The organism is Tsukamurella pulmonis, from assembly GCF_900103175.1.
Classification (GTDB): Bacteria; Actinomycetota; Actinomycetes; order Mycobacteriales; family Mycobacteriaceae; genus Tsukamurella; species Tsukamurella pulmonis.
The window spans coordinates 47,268-61,473 of record NZ_FNLF01000001.1 but is presented as its reverse complement, the minus strand read 5'-3'; the positions used below and the strand labels follow the sequence as shown (position 1 = coordinate 61,473).

The following is a 14,206-nucleotide window of genomic DNA, read 5'->3' as shown; positions in this document are numbered from 1 at the left end:
ACGTCTCCCGTACCGCTCGATTCGGTGGTTGGCGCAGTCGCCGGCTGCGACGATGTCAGGATCGCTGCTACGAGCGCGGTCGTCGACGAGGATGCCGTTTTCGACGTCGATGCCCGCAGCTGCTGCGAGCTCCGTGTTCGGAATGACGCCGACGCCGACGATGACCAGGTCAGCGGCCAGCGTTTCTCCACCGGCGAGGACAACGCTGGCGACTCGTTTGTCGCCGCGGAACCCCTCGACGATTGCGTCGATCCGTACGTCGACACCCTTCTCGCGGTGAATTCGATCGAAGAATTCCGACACGACGGGCGCCGTGACACGTTCGAGTACGCGTCCTGCCGCCTCCAGGACGGTCACTTCGACACCCAGGGTTCGAAGCGAGGCCGCTGTCTCCAGGCCGATGTACCCGCCGCCGACAATGACGACCCGCGAACCCGGGACCGCGGCGGCGCGGATGGCCTCGACGTCGGTGGCGGTGCGCAGATAGTGCACGCCCGGCAGATCGGCCCCAGGGACGGGCAGTGCGCGAGCTCGAGCGCCGGTGCACAGGGCCAACTTCGAGTAGGACACCGCGTCGTTGTTGCCGAGAGTGACGGTTCGTTCGGCACGGTCGATCGAGGTTACGGTTCCGTCGACGAGCTGGATCCGTTGCTTGTCGTAGAACTGGTGGCTTCGGATCGCGACATCGTCGAGATGGCAATCGCCGGCCAGGTATGCCTTGGACAGCGGCGGCCGCTGATACGGCAGGCGGCCCTCGTCGCCGATCAGCAGGATGTCTCCAGCCCACTTCTCCTTGCGCAAATTGGCCGCCAGCTGTGCGCCGGCGTGGCTTGCGCCGACGATCACGACCCGATCAGTGCTCACGTCTCCTGCTTGGGAGTCAGACGGACCATCATCTTGCTGATCCCACGAACGAAGTTGGACTGCACGTACTCCGGATCACCGACCACCGCGATGTCGTCGAAGCGCTCGAGGAGTTCTTCCCAGAGAATGCGCAACTGCAATTCGGCCAGGCGGTTTCCCATGCAACGGTGCACGCCGAAACCGAACGCGATGTGGTTGCGAGCGTTGGACCGATCGATGATGAGCTCGTCCGGGCGGTCGAACACTCGCTCGTCGCGGTTGCCGGAGGCGTACCACATGACGACTTTGTCGCCTTTGCGGATGAACTGACCGTTGAGCATCACGTCCTTCTTGGCGACCCGGCGCAATGTACGCCAGGGGGGTTTGCCACCGGATGATTCTCCGACACCGCGTTGGGGATCAGGTCCGGATTGGCTTTGAGTTTCTCGAACTGGTCGGGATACTCGTTGAGAGCCAGCACTCCGCGCTCATCGAGTTGCGGGTGGTGTCGTTGCCGCCGACGATCAGCCAGCACGAGGTTCCCGAGGAACTCCATGGGGCTGTCGTCGAGAAGGTCTTTGGTGTCCTCGTTGCTCTGCAGCATGGTGATGAGGTCGAAACCAGGCTCCTCGCCTGCCGCGGTCCGCGCGGCCTTGTCTCGCCATAGCGCACTCAAGCCCTGTGCCATCGCGACCATCTCGCGGAAAACTTTGTCGTTGTCTGATGGTCCGCCGTTGGCCTGCTCCATCGACGTGGCCAGATCCGACCACTGGACGAGTTTGTGGCGCTGCTCGTAGGGGTAGTCGAGCAATGTCGCGAGCATCCGCGCGGTCAGTTCGACCGACACGGTCTGGACCCAGTCGAACGGTTCGTCGAGCGGTAGCTCGTCGAGGACTTCCCGGACGCGCGACCGGATGAGGCCCTCCATCTCGCGCAGGTTCTTCGGTGCGACGACTCCCTGGACGGCGGCGCGCTGCTTGTCGTGCCGCGGCGGGTCCATGGCGATGAACATCGCGATGTCCATGAAGCGGGGCGGCCGACCGATGATGATGAACGGTTCGGCGGAGAACGCGTCGTGGTTCTTGTCGACAGCGATGATGTCGGCATGTCGAGTGACCGACCAGAACGGCCCGAAGGGACTGCGGGGCTGGAAGTGAACGGGCGCCTCATTGCGCACACGCTCGAAGTAGGACCGCCACCTGCCCTGTCGGTAGAGGAATGGGTTGCTCAGATCGATGTCGGTGAGTTCGACTTCCTCGACAGGCGGGATGGGGGTCTCGGTGAAGATCTTTTTGCCGTCGGTTCGGGTGACGATCCGGCGGGCCTTGTCATAGACGTGGGCGCCACGGATTTGTAGATCGATCGGGATCATGGACTGCGCTTTGTCGGCGAGGGCAGTTGAGATGCTCATAGATGTTGCTCTTTCGCTTTAGACGTTCACAACTGGAACTCGGGAAGGCGAACGGTCAGACCGTCCCACTCGTTGTTGGCGGTCATCTGGCAGGCCAGTCGCGAGTTGGCCTCACGTTCGGGGTGCATACTCAACATGCCTTCTTCGACGTCTGTGCTGTGTCCGACGGTGTCGATCCACGCGCTGTCGACGACGACGTGGCACGTTCCGCATGCCGCCTCACCGCCACAGTCGCCATCGATCCCCGGTATCGCCTCGTCGACTGCAATCTGCATCAGTGACCTGCCGGGCGTCACCGGCGCGGGGTAGTCCTCGCCGTCGTGGGTCACGTAAGTGATCGTGGCCATGGCCACCTCCTTGTTCGTGGGTCGTAGAGGTGAGTGTGCACGCGGCAGATGTGCTTGATCCAGGCTCGGACGTCGCGATGTCTTGTTAAATTGGCTCATGTGAGCCTTGTCGAGTTGGGGATACCGCCGCTAGCGTTCGCGCAGCTCCTCGACAGCGGTGCCCTGGGCGCGGCGGAGACGCGAGCGTTCGGACGCATCATGGCCCGCGAGGGCGTCGATCTCGCGGTCGTCATTGCGCGACAGGGCCAAGTGCCTGTCCGGTGGTTTCACGAGGTGTATCCGGCGATGGACGCCCAGCAGGGATTCCGGTTGGGCGTGGCGTTCGCCGAGCACGCCCAGCTGACCTCTTTCGGCCCCCTCAGTTTGCCGCTGGTCAGTGCGGGTTCCGTCCTCGAAGTTGTTCAACTGCTTCGGTTCTTGCCCCTGATATCGACCGCGCTGAGCACCGAGTTCCAGCACGGAGACTCTGGACTGACGATCGCTCTGGCCGGGCGCACAGATAGCCCCGGCACCGATTGTCTCGCCGTCACCTACGGTGGTCTGGCTGTCCTGCGGTTGGTGGACATGCTCGCCGGTGCCGTCCCCTCCGTGGAGCTTCATCTGACATGCCAGGCGCCGGCAGACCTGATCGTCGTGGGTGAGATCGGCCATCGGATCCTTTTCGACGCGCGCGCGGCGTTCGTGCATATACCGGCTGCCGTGCTCTACGACGTGTGCCGCTTCTCCGACCCCGTGGCCTACCGGATCGGTATCGCCGAGCTTCGACGCGTCTACGAACAGCGCAGGCCCAATTCCTACACGCAGCTGGTCCGCGCACAGTTCGATGCTGACCCTGCGCGCGCTGACGGCGCTCGTATCGCGGCGGAGCTGGCGACATCGGTGAGCACACTCAAGCGACGCCTGCACGCCGAGGGCACCACCCTGCGTCGCCTGCGGCAGCAGTTCGCCCAAGAACGAGCCACCGCGCGACTGCTGGATCCCGGCATCAGTGTCGGCGAGATAGCCGCAGAACTGGGGTACTCCGAGGTCGCCAGTTTCTCCCATGCATTTACACGGTGGGTCGGGTGCTCCCCGACTCAGTTCCGCCGCGCACCGTCGAATCAGCGGGCAGCGCCGGGCATCTGAGCAGGTCAGTCCGCGCGGAGGAAATTGACGAAAAAGCTGTCTACCGTGGAGGTGTCGGCGTAGCGCGCGAAGTGCGTGAGATCGACTTTCACGAACTCGCTAGTGGCGGAAAAGTAGGTCTCGCCCTCCACGGTCCCGCTCGCCCCGATGTGCAGGGTGTGATCGGCGTCCTCGTCGATCCACGCCGTGAGGCGTACTGGTACGTGGAGGGGTACCGGTCGGCGGTACTTGACCGTCAACGTGCGCGTGACGGCCGGGGTGCCGGCGATCCACAGCGTAAATCCCATGATGTCGTCGCACGCGGCCGAGATGGCCCCTCCATGCGCCAGACCTGGTCCACCGGAATGCTTTTCGGTGAAGGAGTGATCTGCAAAGACTCGGTCCTCGTCGCGGTAGACCTCGAGCTGCAGGCCGCTGGCATTTTCCGGCCCGCAGCCCATGCACGATGGGGAGTGCGCGGGCAGTCTGCTGGGTGCTGACATCACAGTCCTCGAATCGATGCTCGTGCCGGTAGCGGACCGCTACTGACGGTATCGTTGGCAGGATGCCACATACGTGGACCAACAGCGAGAAGAATGCGGGTAGCGGTGAGCATCGATGGCCTCGACGACGTCGATCCGCGGCGGGTTCGTTCCAGGAACCGTCTACTCGACGCCACGGCGGTGTTGCTGCGCAGAGGGGGAGTGGAGGCTGTCACCGTCGAGGCGGTCACCAGCTTGTCCAGGGTTGCCCGCACAACCCTCTACCGGCACTTTGGCAGTACCACCGACCTGGTCGCCGCTGCCTTCGAGCGTTTGCTGCCCCAGGCCGATCGCCACGAACTCTCGGGGTCGGTGCGCGAGGACTTGATCCGGTTGATGGATCGTCAGGCGGACGTCATCGAACAGGCGCCGCTGCAGGTCACCACGGTCGCGTGGTTGGCGATGGTGCCCGAACGGGCCGGCGAGCAGAGCAACGCCCTGGCCCCACTGCGTGCGCGGGTGGTCGATCACTACCGCGAACCGTTCGACCGATTGCTCACCAGTGCCAGTGCCGTCGACGAGCTCGACGATTTCGACCTGACCCTGGCCATCACCCAGCTCGTCGGACCGCTGATCTTCGCCAAAATCACCGGCATCCGGGCCGTCGACGCCGATGACCGCCGCCGCATCGTCGACGACTTCCTGACGGCGCATCGCCGCATGCCCTGACCGCTCGCACGGTCCACGCCGAGTCCGAAGACGAGCGACCGCGCCACCGCTTTTCGCTACATCATGTAGCGTACCGATCCAGGTAGTTCCGTTTCGGCAGGAGTGGTGTTGATGGTGGTGCACCGGCGATCGGCTGGCGCGCGGTCAGAACGCGCGGAATACAGCGCCACGCTTGCGCGGGTGGCTCGGTACGCGCTAGCGCACAAGGTTGTCGTCGTCGGCGCGTGGCTCGCGGTGGGTGTGGTGCTGGCGCTGGCGTTCCCGCAGCTCGAGACAGTCGTGCGCCAACAATCGGTCGATCCGATCCCTGCGGGAGTGCCGTCATTTCAGGCTTTCGACCGGATGGGTACGGCGTTCGGGGAGAAAGGCGCCAAGACAACGGTTTTCATCGCCATGGAGAACCGTGGCGGCCTCACCCCGACGGTGCGCGTACGCTACGACGAGCTTGTTCAGAAACTTCGTGGCGCCACCGCCGATGTCGCTTCCGTCCGTGACCTGGTGGGGGATCCGACGACGGCGTCGCAGGCGGTGAGCCGCGACGGGACGGCCTGGTACCTGCCGGTGGGGCTGACCGGAACGCTGGGCGGCCCCGCCGCGACTCGCGCCTTGGATTCCGTGCGCGACCTCGCCTATCATTCGTTCTCCGGCACCGGTACAACCGTACACGTCACCGGGCCCACCGCCACCTTCAGCGATCAGATCGTCACGGCCGAAAAGGACCTTGTGGTGATCACCATGGCCACGGTTCTGCTGATCGCGTTCATCCTGCTGGTGGTCTACCGGTCGCTGTTCACCGCGCTCGTACCCCTGCTGGTGATCGGGATCAGCCTCGGGGTGGGTCGCGGTGTGGTGTCAGCGTTGGGCGAGTTCGGAATGCCCGTTTCACAGTTCACCGTCGCGTTCATGACGGTGATCCTGCTCGGTGCCGGCGTCGACTACACGGTCTTCTTCATCAGCCGCTACCACGAGCGATTACGGTCGGGCGCCGAGCACGCACCTGCGCTCATCGACGCCACCGCTACGATCGGGCGCGTCATCCTCGCCTCCGCCGCAACCGTCGCCCTGGCGTTCCTGGCGATGGTGTTCGGAAAACTGAGCGTCTTCTCCACTCTCGGGCCGGCATGTGCGATCGCGATCGTCATCGGGTTCCTCGCCACGGTCACCCTGCTACCGCCGGTCCTGCACGCCGCCTCCCACCTCGGGTGGGGTGCACCCCGCGCGGACCTGACGCGGCGCTACTGGAACCGCATCGCGGTACTCGTCGTACGGCGCCCCGCCTCGCTACTGGCTATGACACTCGTCGCTCTGCTCGCCCTCGGCGCAGTGGCGTTGGGCATCACCATCACCTACGACGACCGCAGCGGACAACCCGCCACCACTGACAGTAACGAGGGTTACGCACTGCTCGACCGGCACTTCCCGACCAACACTACCGTCCCGGAATTCCTCGTGATCCAATCCCCGAACGACATGCGTACCGCGAAAGGGCTGGCTGACCTCGACGACCTGGCATCACGCGTCGCGCAAGTCCCGGGAGTGACCCGGGTTGTCGGCGTGACCCGACCCACCGGCAGCCGCCTCGAACAAGCCCAGCTGTCGTGGCAGAACGGACAGATCGGTGACCGACTCGCCGCGGCAGTCAGTGACGGCCGATCACGCACTGGCGACCTGTTCCAACTTCGAGATGGCGCCGACCAACTCGCGACCGGCCTTGCCACGCTCGACAGCCAGATCCGCGCCAACCTGACACCGCTGTTGCGAATTCTCGACCAGGCCACGACCGCGGGACAACAGATCCAGCAATACCGACCACTGCTCGGTCAACTCCGCACAACCGCACCCGCACTCGACCAACTCATTGGGCAGGCACCGCAATTGGCCACCGCGGCAAGGCAGGCATCCGACGCCTTGAGTCTCGTGACCGCCGTGCGGCCCTTGCTCGACAACGCTCCCTGGTGCGCCCCGATCCCTCAGTGCGCCGCCGTCCAACAGCAACTCCGGACCCTGGGCACACTGCGGGATTCCAACTTCCTCCTCCAAATCGGCGCTCTCTCCGGGCAACTGGGCAACCTCGGCACACCCATCACCACCATCACCGCGCAACTCACCGCCGCAGTGGACACATTGGACACAACGCTGGGTGCTGTCACCGCGCGCGACCTCCCCGCACAACTCGCCCAGCTTCAGAACGGGGTGAGTCAACTCGCTGCTGGCTCCCGCGCGATTGCCGGGGGAGTCGCCGCACTCGTCGACAGCAACCTGCAACAGTTCGCCGGGATGGCCACCCTTGCCGCGCAACTACAGACCACCGCCCGCGAAACCCGCGGCTCGGACGCCGCCACGGGTTTCTACCTACCGCCTGACGCGTTCGTCAACCAAAAGTTTTCCGACGTTGCTGCACAATTCGTCTCTCCAGACGGGCGGACAGTGCGCTATGCCATCCAAACCGACGCCGATCCCTACAGCAGCCAGGCGATTGAACTCACCAACGCCATCACCACCGCAGCCCAGACAGCGAGACCCAACACCGCCCTGCAGAACGCATCGGTGTCGCTAGCGGGATTCCCCGCCATCAACGCCGACCTGCAACGCCTGCTCAGCCACGATTTCCGGCTACTCGCCCTGGCCACCCTCATCATCGTCGGCATCATCCTGATCGCACTACTCCGAGCGCTCATTGCACCGCTTTACCTGCTGGGAACCGTTATCCTGAACTACGCTGCAGCCCTCGGCGTGGGGGTGGTGATCTTCCAATGCATCCTTCGCACCGAGATTGCCTGGCCTGTACCGCTTCTCGCGTTCATCGTGCTCGTCGCCGTCGGCGCCGACTACAACATGCTGTTGATCTCCAGGCTGCGTGAGGAATCCCACCGCAGCATTCGCATCGGAGTCCTACGAACCGTCACCAACACCGGCTCCGTCATCACCTCCGCCGGCCTCATCTTCGCGGCAAGCATGTTCGGACTGATGGTCGGCTCGATCGCCATCATGACCCAGGTCGGCCTCATCATCGGTGTCGGACTACTCCTCGACACCTTCGTCGTCCGAACGATCGTCGTACCCGCAATCGCCACCCTGGCCGGACCAGCGAGCTGGTGGCCAGGCAAACACGGGTGACCCGAATCCACTGCGCCCGCATGACGACGAAACATAACGGTCGGCACGCGGCCCGTCGGCCCCACACCCAGCTCGCTATCTGATAACGCACACCGTAAGATCGACAGATTAAATAACTGGATGACGGTCGCAGGACTTGGTCGTAAGACCGCGGGCGTGTGCTTCGCGCCAGGCGGCGGCGAGGTTGTCGGCGCGGCTGTGCCAGGTCATCTCGCCGAGGTACTCGGCGTGCTTCCTCGTCGCATCGGTCCACCGCAGCTCCGCGTACAGGCGCCGGTACTGGCACCGGAGGACCACCCGCCCCAGCGCGTTCGGTGCGGTGCGGATGGCACGGTTGTGGCGGCCGCCTGCGGCGTCGTCCTGCTCTTTGGCCTGCACTGCCTTGTTCGACCCGTGCGGGACGCGCCAGTGGTGGTCTTTGACCGCGTCCTTGCTGTTCCAGCCCCACCGTGACATCCCTGGCGTCCCCCGCGCTGTTAGACGACGGTCAGGTGACGGCTGCCGGCGGTGGCACCCTCGGGTGCGCCGAACAGGCTGGTGCGGTTCTCGGCGGTGAGCAGTGTCAGGGCGTCGAGCTCGGTGGTGCTGTATCCGTCGGTGGCGAGCTGGGCGAGAACATCGCGGGCGAGCTCGGGTGTCTCGGTCGGGACACCGGGCCGGGTGCCGTACATCCGGCCGGTTTCGTTGAGTAGTCGGAACATCGCCCGGTACTGCCGGTCGGAGAGCACGCCGCGCTCGCGTGCTCGGACAACGAGCGAGGACTCGCTCACGCCCCAGTCCAGGCGCAGCTCGTCGAGCTCGTGCACGGTCCGGGTCGAGACCCGGTCCAGCGCCGGGCCGATGTCGTCGACCGGGGCGAGGAACTCGGCGGCGAAGACATTTGCCCGTCGCTCGGTTTCGGTGGGGCTGACCAGGGTCATCGCATCCATCACCAGGTGCCCGAGTTCGTGCGCGAGGGTCATGCGCATCCGGTCCGGCGGTAGTGCGGCGTTGACGTACACCAGGTGCGGGTGATGCGCGGTGGCGCGTAGGGTGACCGCGTCGATCTCGCGGTCGTGGAAGTCCTCGACGACGACGAAGACCCCGGCCGCTTCCAGCAGTTCGGTCATCGACCGGATGGGGCCGGCGATGCGCCAGAGCCGGCGCAGGACTTGCGCGACCGTGATTTCGCCGAGATCGGCGGCGTAGTCCCCGGGGTCGAGATCGGGCAGCGCCAGTTCCGGATCGAGATCGGTGTGGGCGACGACCCGGCCTAGCCGCATCGCGACCAGGTTGGCGCGCGCCCAGACGCGGTCACGTTTCCACTCCGCTGTGGTGGCGTTGGCGCGGAAGTGCGTGCCCTGCGCAGGTGAGCGCTCGAACGCGACGCACAGCGCCTCGACCGGGCATTGCAACGCCCGGGCGTAATCGTCGAGCGCCTTACCTGCCAGCGGCAGAGCGCCAGCCTCGACCCGGGTGACGTGCGATCCGGAGATCCCGGCCTCCTCAGCGAGCCGCTTCTTCGACCAGCCGTGCGCCAGTCGTGTCAGCGCAACCATCACCGGGTTCGCCTCGGCCTGCGAGAAGAGTGCCGTCACCCAGATCGCCTCCATATCCTCGATCGATCCCTGCGTTCCACGCTATCGCGGTAACAGCCGAAATCTGCGCAGAAACACCGTGTGAACTGCGACTTTCTGCCCGACGCGGTTATCTCCATCCGAAACGCAAGTGACTGATGTGACGTCCGTCTCGCTCGCGAGAGCGAGGCGAGACGGTTTGGCCAATTCTGCAGGTCACGGCGTGTTGTCTTGCTGAGAACTGTACCACGTTAGGCAAGATTCCATGCAAGTAATTACATCGATGGGAGACAGATCGTGACGGCACTCATGGACGACGACATCAACCCGCTCGACGCGGGAGCGGTTTCTCGGAAGGAGGCGCAGCGGATCCTGCGCCCGGTGACGATCGGCGTCGGCGCGCTGCTGCTGGCCGCGGTCGATCACTGGAACACGCTGACCGCGGGGCAGCCGGCGCACTTGCGGACGGTGCTGCAGCCGCTGCTGCGGGGTAGTCACGTTGCGGCGTTTGTCTCCGCCGGCACCAACGTGTGGCTGAGCACCCAGGGGATGCACCCGCCCGGGCACCTGGTCAAGCGGCCGTATCAGTGGTCCGAGGTGAGTAGTCACGGCCGTACTTACCTGGCGATCCATCACAAGGAGATGGAGGGCACCAACACTCGGCGCAAGGCCTTCATCAAGCAGGACTCGCAGACTCTGCAGCTGGTGGGCGATCCCACGCACTGCGAGCTGACCTGGGACTACGACGCGGCGACCGATTCGCACGTGCGGCGGATCTGGGTCAGCGCCCCCGGGGTGCAGTGGGAACGGTTCGAGATCCCGATGGACCAGGTGCAGCAGAGGTACGCCGCGTGGCGCAAGCGGGACGTGCGCTGGCTGCCCGGGCGGCTGCCCGCTGCGTCGATCGCCGACGCCGCGATCGCCGATGACGTGGTCATCGATGTGCGTGACGAACAGCAGCGTCGGCGCACTGACATCACGACCCGCCGGCCGCGCCGCGCCGACGGCCTCGAGGACCAGCGATGAGGGCCGCCCCGGTCACGGTCCACGGGGTCCGGTCGTGGACCGTCGTCGACCAACAGGGTTTGCCGGTGCTCGAGATCGAGCAGTTCCTGCATTGGCAGCGGGCGATCGGACGTTCTCAGAACACCGTCCGCTCGTACGCGCGGCACCTGAGTCAGTTCTATCGTTGGCTGGCTGCGCGGGGAATCGTTTGGGATGAGCTGGATTTCCGGCAGCTTTGTGACTTCGTCGCCGTTCTCACCGCTGGACTGCCGCCGCTGCCGTCGCGGTGCGGGGGCCGTGCACCCGGCACGGTGAAAGCGGTCAGCGCCGCGGTGCGGGAGTTTTACGAGTTCCACCGCGTCGAGGGCCGGGGACCGCAGGATCTGGTACTGACCCGCAACCCGTCGAAGCTGCCGCGGCGCGCGCACAGCTTCCTTGCGCACCTCGAACACCGCCGTCCGCGCGAAGTCTCCCGCCTGGCCCGGCCCGACCGGCAGTCGGCAGAGACCGTGCAGGTCATCGACTTCGAGACCGACTTCGCCAAGCTGCTCGCCGCGGCGTCGACCACCCGTGACCGACTGCTGCTGTCGGCGCAGTACGACCTGGGCCTGCGGGTAGGCCAAGCGCTCGGCCTGCGCCACGGCGACTTGAACCCGATGCGCAGGCAGGTGATGATCCGCCGGCGTGACGACAACGCCAACGGGGCGCTATCAAAGCAGAAGACCCAATTCATCGTCGAGGCTCCGCGGCGGTTCTTCGACCTGTATGCCGCGTACCTGCTCGGTGAGATCGCCCACGTCGACAGCGATTACGTGTTCGTCAACCTCTCACGCCCACCCGTCGGTGGTCCGATGACCTACTCCAACGCCTACCAGCTCATCGAACGGATCGGCGCCGCCGCCGGGATCGACGACCTCAACCCGCACATGCTCCGCCACACCCACGCCACCGCCCTGGCCAAAGCCGGATGGACCGCGGCCGAGATCGCTGCCCGCCTCGGCCAATCCCATTCGGCCAGCGCCGACGTCTACATTCACCTCGCCAGCGACGACCTCGCCGAAAAGCTCCGCACCACCGAGCATCTGGTCTGGCGAGAACCGCAGCAGTACCGACTGAAGGGAGACGGCGATGGCGCGCGGTAACGGCGAGCGCGCCCGGTCCGGGCCCCGCGGCGTCCCCGCTCTGCAGGTGCCGGACGGGCCTTGGTGCGCATCGACGTGGCCGGTCGTCGACATCGCCGGCGACCGCCGCCGCGCCGCCACCGACCCGTGCGCCGTCTCCGACTGCGACGGCGAGCGGTACTGGCTCGGCGGCCCCGGTGGACGCGCAGCCGCCACCTCGGGGCTGTGCTATGCCCACTACTTCCAGTGGTTCCGCGCTGGACAGCCCGCCGACTTTGACGCCTGGGCCACCACCAGCGCTCTGCCCGTCGGCGTGCCCCGTGGACGGCCCGCCACCACGCAGGTCGTCGACTTCCGCCGCATCCCAGCGGCGGCCGCCGACGAAGTCCGGTTCGTCGCCGCAACCAAGATCGGCCGCGGCGACTGGACCCCCAACGCCGGCCTGCGCCGCGCCCTGATCGTCCTCATCGAGGTCGCGCACGGGCGTATCACCAGCTCCCTGACCGAACGCCCCGTCGACGACTGGCTGCTGCTGTGCAGGCAGCACTGGCCTTACACCAACTTCGACTCCCTCTGCGCTCCCTACATCCGGAGGTTCTTCCGACTCCTTCACGGGGCCACCGACCCCGACCCATGGGCCGCGGATCACTGGCGGTGGCGCGACGGATTCGAGTTCGTCCTCGACGCCACCCAAGCCGGGGCGACACGAACCGCTGTCGACTGGGCCACCATCCCGGTGCCCTGGCTCAAAGAGGCCGTCAAAAGCCTGGCCCGCCAACAGTTGTCTACCTCCCGCATGTCCTGGGGAACGCTCACCCAGTGGCTGCGCGCCACCCGCCAGCTCGCCCAGTTCCTCACGCTCGACGGAACCGTTCCCGAACCGTCTGCGGTCACTCGGACGGCGTTCCTGGACTACCTCGAATGGACGCGCCGCCCCGACACCAAGGCAAGCCCCCAGCTCGCGAACACCGCGGCCTACCTGCTCGAAACACTGCGCGACTGCGGACTCGTCGACGACCTGGGATCAGCGATCTTCCTGCGCCGCGGCGAGAACGTCCACCGCAAGACCCGCCGACCGAGGCCCTTTCCACCCGATGTCATCGAACGCATCGACACCCTGATCGTCGACAACCCGGCCACCGACCCCACCCTCCGGGCGATGATCGCCACCACACGATGGGCGGGGTGCCGCATATCCGAACTCGTCGCCCTCCCGATCGACTGCCTCCAACACAGTGAGCAGGGCCACTGGATCGAATACTGGATGACCAAAACCAGCGCCTGGCGGCGGCTTCCAGTCCCCGAAAGCCTCGCCGAGATCATCCGCGACCAGCAGACCCGCGTCCGCGACACCTACGGCCCCGACGCCGAGCACCTCTTCCCTGGCGCCCGGTCCAGCGCCATCGCCGGCCGCACCCAGCCCTGGTCCACCAGCGGGCTACGACACCGCCTCGCCGCACTGTTCCGCGAGCACGGCATCACCACGTCCGTCGCCACCGGCGAGAAGATCTCCGGAGGCGACGTCCACCGCTTCCGCCACACCATCGGAATGCACCTGCTCAACAACGGATGGACCCAACCGGAAGTGCGCGACTTCCTCGGCCACCACAGCGACACCATGACCGCGACCTACGCTCGCATTACCGACGACACCCTCGCCCGCAAAGCCCGCGAATTCTGGGACACCAACCCCGACAAGGGCGTCGACGCCACCGTCGAGCGCCTGCGCGCCCGCTTCACCACCGCACTGCCCAACGGGTTCTGCACGCTCCCCGCGACGCAGCGCTGCGAGTTCCGCCCGAACCCCTGCATCGACTGCTCCTTCCACGACCCCGGCGGCCGCACCTTCCTCGGCGCACACATCACCCACCGCGACCAGCTCAGACAGCTCGCCGCCCAAGCACAAGACAACGGCGACCGCCAGGCAGCGGACCTGAACAAGACCATGCTCGACAAGGTCACCAGGCTCATCGACGAAATCGACTCAGACACGCAGGAATCCAGGTGAGCAATGGCGACCGCGATCACCGCACTGCACGCCTCACCGCGGCCGCCGCCGCCCGCACAACCAGCGCGACCGCCCGCGCACGTCGAGCCATCACCCGGCTGCACAACACCGGACAACCCGTCACCTTCGTCGCTGTCGCCAGAGCCGCCGACGTCTCAACCAGCTTCCTCTACAAGCAAACCCAGCTCCGGCAGGATATCGACGCGAAGCGCGGCACCGCCACCGCCGGAATAGAACGCTCCAGGGCAGCCAGTGCCGAATCCCTCCGCACCAAGCTCGCAACCGCGATCGACCGCAACCGCGAACTGACCGAACAGCTCGAGCAACTACACACCGAGAACGAGGCGCTCCGAAGCCGACTCCTCGAACTGGGAACCCGGCCGCCGGCCAAACAAGAAGCCCGTCGAGGAGAACATGCAGATAATCCGTCCGCCACAGGGCCACAACAGCCACGATGAGACCCGTCAGCCACGTCGTGGACAG

The 14,206-nt window shown here is 65.9% G+C and carries 12 protein-coding genes and 1 pseudogene; 7 read left to right on the top strand and 6 right to left on the bottom strand.

Going from position 1 to position 14,206, the window contains the following annotated elements:
• From BLQ62_RS00285 to BLQ62_RS00275, 3 genes and pseudogenes are all read right to left on the bottom strand, one after another.
• A partial coding sequence (locus BLQ62_RS00285) for an NAD(P)/FAD-dependent oxidoreductase (RefSeq protein ID WP_083350775.1) occupies positions 1–864 on the bottom strand: 864 nt, incomplete at its 3' end.
• Positions 861–2,254: pseudogene (locus BLQ62_RS00280) on the bottom strand (cytochrome P450). The pseudogene BLQ62_RS00280 and the gene BLQ62_RS00285, both read right to left, overlap by 4 nt.
• A gap of 26 nt (positions 2,255–2,280) precedes the next feature.
• Positions 2,281–2,601, bottom strand: a complete 321-nt coding sequence (locus tag BLQ62_RS00275) for a 2Fe-2S iron-sulfur cluster-binding protein (protein ID WP_068526316.1) — start codon at positions 2,599–2,601, stop codon at positions 2,281–2,283.
• Positions 2,602–2,700: 99 nt separating this feature from the next.
• Between BLQ62_RS00275 and BLQ62_RS00270 the strand changes: the two genes are divergently transcribed.
• On the top strand, positions 2,701–3,726 hold the full coding sequence (locus BLQ62_RS00270; protein WP_068526272.1) for an AraC family transcriptional regulator: 1,026 nt from the start codon (positions 2,701–2,703) through the stop codon (positions 3,724–3,726).
• Between the two features lie 5 nt (positions 3,727–3,731).
• On the opposite strand, the gene BLQ62_RS00265 is transcribed toward BLQ62_RS00270, so the two are convergent.
• Entirely contained in the window at positions 3,732–4,208 is a 477-nt protein-coding gene (locus BLQ62_RS00265) for a PaaI family thioesterase (RefSeq protein ID WP_068526273.1), read from the bottom strand.
• Between the two features lie 93 nt (positions 4,209–4,301).
• Between BLQ62_RS00265 and BLQ62_RS00260 the strand changes: the two genes are divergently transcribed.
• Positions 4,302–4,916 carry a TetR/AcrR family transcriptional regulator gene (locus BLQ62_RS00260; protein ID WP_068526274.1) on the top strand — a complete coding sequence of 205 codons (615 nt, stop codon included), beginning with the start codon at positions 4,302–4,304 and terminating at the stop codon, positions 4,914–4,916.
• 111 nt (positions 4,917–5,027) lie between these two features.
• Positions 5,028–8,033: an MMPL/RND family transporter gene (locus tag BLQ62_RS00255; protein WP_068526317.1), complete on the top strand. Its 3,006-nt coding sequence runs from the start codon at positions 5,028–5,030 to the stop codon at positions 8,031–8,033.
• A gap of 108 nt (positions 8,034–8,141) precedes the next feature.
• Here BLQ62_RS00255 and BLQ62_RS00250 read toward each other — a convergent pair whose 3' ends face one another.
• Together BLQ62_RS00250 and BLQ62_RS00245 are read right to left on the bottom strand one after the other, a co-directional pair.
• Positions 8,142–8,489, bottom strand: coding sequence for a hypothetical protein (locus BLQ62_RS00250; RefSeq protein WP_068526275.1), 348 nt, complete (start codon positions 8,487–8,489; stop codon positions 8,142–8,144).
• 20 nt (positions 8,490–8,509) lie between these two features.
• Entirely contained in the window at positions 8,510–9,610 is a 1,101-nt protein-coding gene (locus tag BLQ62_RS00245) for an ImmA/IrrE family metallo-endopeptidase (RefSeq protein WP_225536079.1), read from the bottom strand.
• Positions 9,611–9,886: 276 nt separating this feature from the next.
• Between BLQ62_RS00245 and BLQ62_RS00240 the strand changes: the two genes are divergently transcribed.
• The 4 genes from BLQ62_RS00240 to BLQ62_RS00225 all read left to right on the top strand — a co-directional run bounded on the left by BLQ62_RS00240 (position 9,887) and on the right by BLQ62_RS00225 (position 14,181).
• Entirely contained in the window at positions 9,887–10,615 is a 729-nt protein-coding gene (locus BLQ62_RS00240) for a hypothetical protein (RefSeq protein ID WP_225536078.1), read from the top strand.
• 65 nt (positions 10,616–10,680) lie between these two features.
• Positions 10,681–11,736, top strand: a complete 1,056-nt coding sequence (locus BLQ62_RS00235; protein WP_225536077.1) for a tyrosine-type recombinase/integrase — start codon at positions 10,681–10,683, stop codon at positions 11,734–11,736.
• The gene (locus BLQ62_RS00230) at positions 11,723–13,723 is read left to right on the top strand and encodes a tyrosine-type recombinase/integrase (protein ID WP_223120764.1); all 2,001 of its coding nucleotides are present in this window, start codon (positions 11,723–11,725) and stop codon (positions 13,721–13,723) included. The genes BLQ62_RS00235 and BLQ62_RS00230 overlap by 14 nt, the downstream gene beginning before the upstream one ends.
• A complete protein-coding gene (locus BLQ62_RS00225; protein WP_220270942.1) occupies positions 13,720–14,181 on the top strand; it encodes a DUF6262 family protein in 462 nt (153 codons plus the stop codon). Before BLQ62_RS00230 ends, BLQ62_RS00225 begins: the two co-directional genes overlap by 4 nt.
• Positions 14,182–14,206: the final 25 nt, after the last annotated feature.